A 6,852-nucleotide genomic window follows, 5' to 3' on the forward strand; every position below is an offset into this window, starting at 1 on the left:
GCCGCGAGCGCCCGCGCCGCCGCGGCCACCTGCGCGGTCGCCGGCGCCGCGGGGGGAACGGGGATCGGGCCGCTGACCTGGACGGGCGCGCGCTCGCCGAGCAGGTCGAGCGGGAGCTCCAGGTGCACGGGCCGGGGCCGCCCGGTCGCCATCGCGGCGTAGGCCTGGGCCACGGCCAGCGGGATTTCCGCGACGCTGGCGACCCGGTGGCTGTAGGCGACCAGGGCGCCGAGCGCGGCGTGCTGGTCCTTCACCTCGTGCAGGTACCCGTTGCCGCGGCCGGGATGACCCAGCGGCAGCCCGGGTGAGACCAGCAGCATCGGGACCGAGTCGGAGTAGGCCTGCGCGGCGGCCGTCGCCGCGTTAAGCACCGCGGGCCCTGTGGTGGTCAGGCACACCCCCGGCTGGCCGCTGGCGCGCGCCCACCCGTCGGCCGCGAAGCCGGCGCCCTGCTCGTGCCGCGGTGAGACGTGCCGGATGCCAGACCGCGCCAGCGCGGCGTAGACAGGCAGGTTGTGCGTGCCCGGCACGCCGAACACGGTGGCCGCGCCGTGCGCTTCCAGGGCCGCGACGAGGGCCTCGCCACCCGTCAGCTTGTCGGTCACGGCCCCGCCCTCCTCTCAGCCGGCCACTTCTATTGACTTATTGTACAGTTGTGGATGACAGAGTTTCAATGCCTGATGTACAGTTCGCAGCGTATGCATCGACAAACTACTATGCAAAGGTTCAGTAATGGTCTCGCTTCAGGCAACCCTACCCGCCGCCACCGGCGCGGTCGCCGCGCCCCGCTTGCAGCTGATCTGGACCGACCCGGTCAGCGGGCGGCAGGGCTACGCCGTCATCGACCGCCTCGTGCGCGGGGTCGCCAGCGGCGGGCTGCGGATGCGCGACGGGTGCACCCTTGACGAGGTGCGCGGTCTCGCGGCGGGCATGACCCGCAAGGAGGCGCTGCACTACGACCCGGCCAGCCGTTACATCCCGCTTGGCGGCGCGAAGGGCGGCATCGACTGCAGCCCCCACGATCCGCGGGCCCGCGCGATACTCACCCGCTTTGTCGACGGCGTGCGCTTCCTGATCGAGCGGCACTGGACCACCGGAGAGGATCTCGGCCTGCGGCAGGACACGCTGGATGACGTCGTCGCCGAACTCGGGCTTGACAGCTCCATCCAGGCCATCTACCCGTTGCTTGACGACGCGGCCGGGGCGCGCGCGCGGCTGGCCGCCGCCTTCGCGATCGACGTTGACGGGGTGAGCCTGCCCGAGCTGGTCGGCGGGCTCGGCGTGGCAGAGTCCGCGCTGACCGCGCTCGACCACGCCGGGCTGCCGTACCGCTCGGCCCGGGCGGTGGTGCAGGGCTTCGGGTCGATGGGCGGCGCGACCGCCCGTTACCTCGCCCGGGCCGGCGTGTGCGTGGTCGCGCTTGCCGATGCGCACGGCGTTATCGTGAACCCCGCCGGACTCGACGTGGAACGGCTGCTGCTCACCCGCGACCCCCTCGGCGGCATCGACCGCGGCCAGCTCCGCCCCGGCGACACCGAGGCCCCAGGCAGCGCCTGGCTTGACATCGACTGCGAGGTGCTCGTCCCGGCCGCGGTCTCCTACTGCATCGACACGCGCGACCAGGCCAGGGTCAGCGCCCGCTTCGTGGTCGAGGCCGCCAACATGCCCACGCTGCCCGCGGCCGAAGCCGGGCTGTCCGCCCGCGGCGTCCACGTGATCCCCGACTTCGTCGCCAACTCGGCGACCAACGCCTGGTGGTGGTGGACGCTGTTCGGGGACATCGGCGCCGACGCCGCGCAGGCCGAGCGCAAGGTACGCGACTCGATGCGCCGCATCGTCACCGACATGCTGACCGACGCCGGCCAGCACGGGGTGAGCGTGCGCACCGCCGCCCAAGCCACCGTCGAACGCAAGCTCGCCGCGATTGACGAGCGGTTCGGCCAGCGGCCGGCTAGCTCTTGAGCGCTTCCTGCAGCTCGCTGGTGATTTCGTCGGTGGTCGCGTCCACAGAGCGCTTCACCACCTTCGCGGCACTGGCGAGCGCCTGGCTGACCGCCTGTTCGATCGTTGGCTCGCCGACCGCGATCAGCCCCGCCTGATCGGCGGTGAGCTGCTGAGCCGCCTCTTTGAGCTCTTTCCTCGGCAATGTCCCGCCGCCCAGTGCCTCGGGAATGACGTGCATGCGCGGGCGGTCCATCCGCTTGACGATGTGCGGCTTGCCGTTTTCCTTGTCGATCACCGCCGCGTCGTACGAGCCGATCACCTCGTCCTTGCGCAGCTGCTCGATCGCGGTCAGCGCCGACAGTGCGGCCTGCACGCTCCCGTAGGATGCGGCGTACATAAGCATCGGCTTCTTCTCTGCCATGAAGTCTCCTGAGTAACAGACACCCCTACGGCCACAGTTCTTACCCCGATCTCAGGGCGGTAACAGTAACGACGCCGCGCGGGCCGCCAGGGGCGGTCCCCGGCATGGCGGCAATTGCCGACCATGGCCGGGAAGATTTTTCGGACAAATCGCGGTCCTGGCCCAAATCGCGCGATCGTAACGGCCTGCTCGCCTCGCTCACGGCATCCACTCGTGAACGATTTGTCATAATCTGCCCGGTTCCCGGTCGCCGCCACGTCCCGGCCGGCGGCGGATGAATGTGGCATCGAGCCGGTCACAGGCGGCTGACTGTCACATTCATCCGGCCGCGTGCTACCAGGGCGGCCCCCGCTGGCGGCAGATCGGCCCGTTACCAGGACGCGACCTTCACGATGTGAGACAGAGCCCAAATCGGCGCTAAATGTCTACTTGATAAAAAATCTCTTCGGGATCATGAGATACCCAAAGAACCGCGTGATGTGCCCGTGAAAGCAGATGAGGGTGATAAGCGCTGTGGCGCCGCCCACATGGCCGCGGCGGCTTGATGATCTTGAAGCTTACCGGCTCTTTACACCAAGGGCGCGGCTCGTGTACGACAGGGGGATTGGTCAACTGCCATCAGGGAGCGGGTGGGTCGGGATGGTTAGCGTGCGCGTGCCTATGTTCCTGCCGAGCAGGAACGGCCTTCAATTCACCAACAGCTGGCCAGCAGAACCGGACTACACCATTAACATCCTTGGCGAGCACGTGACGCTGGGCAATGCGAGCGATGGACTATGCGGCGGCATGGCCTATACGGTCAATGACCTGTACCAGGCCCGCCTGCTGCCGCCGCGGGAAACAGCGAATCCCGCCGAGGGCGCGCCGCTGTTCAACTACATCGTCGCGCGGCTGACGAACAGCTTCGACGAGGCCGACGTGACCCACTACCTGTCGTGGATCCAGATGTCCGACGGCGACTCATTCTTCGGCCATGGCGTCGCCTGGCATGAGATCACCGAGGAATGGCCGATGATCAAGCAGGACATGGATTCCGGGCTGCCCTCCGCCCTCGGCCTGGTCGCCGGCCAGCAGCCGGCATTCCTGGGATTTCTCACCGGGATAGAGAACCTCTCGCAGTGCCATCAGGTCCTGGCCTGGGGATATGACCTGAACGGCACTGACCTGACCCTGCACATATACGACCCGGACTACCTGGGCGACGACAATACGATCAGCCTTAACATCGGCGATCCGACGCAGGCCACCACGCTGACGATGTCCAACAATCCGCCGGGCCATTTCCGCGGGTTCTTCCGCACGCACTACCAGTACCACAACCCGACGACGCCGGTCTCCGGGGCGTTCATCGAGACCGTGGTGACCAGTCCGGGAATTGCCACCGGGGGCCCGATCACCGGCCTGCCGCCCGTGGTGGCGCCGGCGGCCCCGTGACCGCAGGAGTGCCCGGGTCCCACCAGCCTGTGGAAAACGTGTGCGCAACTGTTTGCACCCATGTTGATATGCCCTGCTTTACGGGGATACAACCGTGCATGCTCCGGCTGAGCCTGTGGATAACCGTCCGCCGCGCCCGCTGTCGCGGCGCGCACGCGCGCTGGCCAGATCGGGTACCCTTACATGGTCGCGATGGCGGAGTAGCTCAGTCAGGCAGAGCAAGCGGCTCATAATCGCTGTGTCGCCGGTTCAAGTCCGGCCTCCGCTACCCAGCAGGCGTTACCCACCACGTACCACATCAAGTACTCTTGACCGACAAAACTCTCGGGTAGAAAGGCACTCCACCATGGCTGCCACCGACATCCGGCTGAAGATCACGCTGGCTTGCCAGGAGTGCAGGCACCGCAACTACATCACGAAGAAGAACCGGCGCAACGACCCGGACCGCCTTGAGCTGATGAAGTACTGCCCGAACTGCCGCTGCCACCGCCCGCACCGCGAGACTCGCTAGCGGAAGGCGCCGCCCGGTGCCCCTTAACCAGGAGTATGTCGGCCGGGTCTTCGGGCCGACGCAGCCGTACGAGGTCAGCCGGGTCAAGATCGCCGAGTTCGCCAATGCCATCGGCGAGCCGAGCGCGGCGTGCCGCGACAAGACCGCGGCGCAGCAGGCGGGCTACCCGGACGTGATCGCGCCGCCCACGTTCGCGATCGTGATCAGCATGACCGCCACGGGAGGGCTGAACGCCGACCCGGGCCTCGGCCTTGACTACTCGATGGTCGTGCACGGCGAGCAGAGCTTCAGCTATACCCGCCCGCTGCACGCAGGGGACGTGGTGGTCGCCACCTCGACGATCGAGTCGATCAGGGTGCTCGGCGCCATGTCGATGCTCGTCACGTCGACGGACATCAGCACCGTGGACGGCGAGCACGTCTGCACGGCGAAGTCCACGCTCGTCGAGCGCGGGCAGTAAGCAGGGAGACCCACGATGGCGCTGCGCTACGCCGATATCGAGCCGGGCACCGAGATACCGCGGCAGAGCTACCAGGTCACGCGCCTGGACCTGGTCAAATACGCGGGTGCCTCCGGTGACTTCAACGTCATCCACTGGAACGAGCGGGCCGCCCGCGCCGTCGGCCTGCCTGACGTCATCGCGCACGGCATGTACACGATGGCCCAGGCCGCCAGGTACGTCACCGAATGGGCAGGCGGCGACCCGGGCGCGATCTCCGAGTTCGGCGTCCGGTTTTCCGCGATGGTCCCTGTCCCCGACGACGGCGCGGGCGCGACGATCGAGATCAGCGGCACTGTCGCGGAGAAACTCGGGGACGGCAAGGTGGCGGTCGACCTGACCGCGCGTGCCGCCGGGGCGAAGGTGCTGACCCGCGCCCGCGCCGTCGTCCGCCTGCCGTGACCGATCTCGCCGGCTACACGACGCTTGGCCTCGGCGGCCCCGCGAAAGCCTTCGTGGCGGCCTCGACCGAGGCCGACCTGATCGACGCGGTTCGCGCCGCGGACGGGGCAGGCGAGCCGGTGCTGCTCATCGGCGGCGGCAGCAACCTCGTGATCGCGGACGACGGCTTCCCCGGCACGGTCATCGCCGTCGCCAGCCGCGGCGTCGGCTACTCGGGCGACGGGGACGGCCGCCTGGCGGTGGCGGTCGCCGCCGGTGAGGACTGGGACGACGTGGTGGCCGCCACGGTCGCCGAGGGCCTGGCCGGGCTGGAATGCCTGTCCGGCATCCCCGGCCGGGCGGGCGCGACCCCGATCCAGAACGTCGGTGCCTACGGGCAGGAGGTGGCTGAGGTCATCGCCACCGTGCGGGTCTTCGACCGGCTGACGCGCCAGATCAGCGTCATCCCGAACGAACAGTGCCGCTTCTCCTACCGCACCAGCCTGTTCAAGGATGCCCTGCCCAGGTACGTGGTGCTGGGCGTGACGTTCCGGCTGGCCAGGGAGCCGCTGTCGCTGCCGGTGCAGTACGCCGAGCTCGCGTCCGAACTCGGGCTGCGGATGGGGGAGCGCGCGGGAGTCGGCGAGGTTCGTTCGGGAGTGTTGAAAATAAGGGCACGCAAGGGGATGCTGCTCAGCCCGGGGGACCCGGACAGCCGCAGCGCCGGCTCGTTCTTCACCAACCCCATCCTGGACGCGGAGCAGCTCGCCGGGGTCGCGGCCGCGGCGCCGGGCCCGGTTCCCCGTTTCGACGCGGGCGACGGCCGGGTCAAGGTCCCGGCCGCGTGGCTGATCGAGCACGCCGGCTTCGGCAAGGGGTACGGCGCGCCCGGCCGGGCGCGGGTGTCCTCGAAGCACACGCTCGCGCTGGTCAACGCGGGCGGCGCGACCACGGCGGACCTGGTCGCGCTGGCGCGGGAGATCCGCGACGGGGTGCGCGACGCGTTCGGCGTCACGCTGCAGCCCGAGCCCACCCTGGTCGGTGTCACGCTGTAGCGAGGCCGTCCCGGCGCCCGAGCCGAGCCGTGCCTGCGCCACTCTGGCGGGGCCGTCCTGGCGGCCGACCCGAACCCGGGCAGCGCGTCACGCCCCGTCACATCGCTCACCCGCACATCATCTTCGCCGGACCAGGTGACATGCACGCGAGGGAGCGGCAGCCGCCAGTCCCGCGGGTCGGCTAGGCGGCCAGCCAGGTGTCGATGGCGGTCAGCAGGCTGGCGCGGACGCCGGAGGGGGCCGCCGAGCCCAGGACCGCCATGCGGGCTAGTTCGGCCAGCTCTTGCGGGGTGCAGCCGTGCACGTCACGAGCGATCTCATACTGCCTGACCAGCCGCCGCCCGAACAGCAGCGGGTCGTCCGCCCCGAGCGCGACCGGCACGCCGGCGTCGAAGAGGGCGCGGACGGGGACCGCGGCCGGGCCGGGCGCGACGCCGAGCGCCACGTTGGAGGACGGGCAGACCTCCAGGGTCACGCCCGTGGCGGCGAGCCGCTTGACGACCTCGGGGTCCTCGACCGAGCGGACGCCGTGCCCGATCCTGTCGGCGTGCAGCCGGTCCAGCGTGGCGCTGACGCTGGCCGCGCCGACCAGCTCTCCTGCGTGCGG

At 69.6% G+C, this 6,852-nt stretch carries 8 protein-coding genes, 1 tRNA gene and 1 pseudogene; 7 read left to right on the plus strand and 3 right to left on the minus strand.

Translation table 11 applies throughout. The annotated features are described in order from the left end of the window. The coding region (locus Q1N79_RS04685; RefSeq protein ID WP_300604905.1) for a thiamine pyrophosphate-binding protein at positions 1–605 on the minus strand (605 nt) is incomplete at its 3' end. Positions 606–732: 127 nt separating this feature from the next. On the opposite strand from Q1N79_RS04685, the gene Q1N79_RS04690 reads away from it, so the two are divergent. Next, a complete protein-coding gene (locus tag Q1N79_RS04690; RefSeq protein WP_300604908.1) occupies positions 733–1,962 on the plus strand; it encodes a Glu/Leu/Phe/Val dehydrogenase dimerization domain-containing protein in 1,230 nt (409 codons plus the stop codon). Here the strand turns inward: Q1N79_RS04690 and Q1N79_RS04695 are convergent. After that, the gene (locus Q1N79_RS04695) at positions 1,952–2,365 is read right to left on the minus strand and encodes a hypothetical protein (protein ID WP_300604911.1); all 414 of its coding nucleotides are present in this window, start codon (positions 2,363–2,365) and stop codon (positions 1,952–1,954) included. The genes Q1N79_RS04690 and Q1N79_RS04695 overlap by 11 nt on opposite strands. A gap of 648 nt (positions 2,366–3,013) precedes the next feature. Between Q1N79_RS04695 and Q1N79_RS04700 the strand changes: the two genes are divergently transcribed. The 6 genes from Q1N79_RS04700 (at position 3,014) to Q1N79_RS04725 (ending at position 6,245) form a co-directional block, all read left to right on the plus strand. Continuing rightward, positions 3,014–3,799 carry a hypothetical protein gene (locus tag Q1N79_RS04700; protein WP_300604914.1) on the plus strand — a complete coding sequence of 262 codons (786 nt, stop codon included), beginning with the start codon at positions 3,014–3,016 and terminating at the stop codon, positions 3,797–3,799. 194 nt (positions 3,800–3,993) lie between these two features. Next, positions 3,994–4,067: transfer RNA gene (locus Q1N79_RS04705), tRNA-Met, on the plus strand. Positions 4,068–4,145: 78 nt separating this feature from the next. Beyond that, positions 4,146–4,310: a 50S ribosomal protein L33 gene (gene rpmG / locus Q1N79_RS04710; RefSeq protein WP_300604916.1), complete on the plus strand. Its 165-nt coding sequence runs from the start codon at positions 4,146–4,148 to the stop codon at positions 4,308–4,310. A 16-nt stretch (positions 4,311–4,326) separates the two neighbouring features. After that, the gene (locus Q1N79_RS04715; RefSeq protein ID WP_300604919.1) at positions 4,327–4,770 is read left to right on the plus strand and encodes a MaoC family dehydratase N-terminal domain-containing protein; all 444 of its coding nucleotides are present in this window, start codon (positions 4,327–4,329) and stop codon (positions 4,768–4,770) included. A 15-nt stretch (positions 4,771–4,785) separates the two neighbouring features. Continuing rightward, entirely contained in the window at positions 4,786–5,211 is a 426-nt protein-coding gene (locus tag Q1N79_RS04720; RefSeq protein ID WP_300604922.1) for a MaoC family dehydratase, read from the plus strand. Further along, positions 5,208–6,245, plus strand: coding sequence for a UDP-N-acetylmuramate dehydrogenase (locus Q1N79_RS04725; RefSeq protein WP_300604925.1), 1,038 nt, complete (start codon positions 5,208–5,210; stop codon positions 6,243–6,245). Before Q1N79_RS04720 ends, Q1N79_RS04725 begins: the two co-directional genes overlap by 4 nt. 181 nt (positions 6,246–6,426) lie before the next feature. Here Q1N79_RS04725 and Q1N79_RS04730 read toward each other — a convergent pair. Continuing rightward, positions 6,427–6,852 (minus strand): annotated as a pseudogene (locus tag Q1N79_RS04730) (adenosine deaminase); the annotation flags it as partial.

The sequence above is a fragment of the Trebonia sp. genome (genome assembly GCF_030042015.1).
GTDB lineage: Bacteria > Actinomycetota > Actinomycetes > Streptosporangiales > Streptosporangiaceae > Trebonia.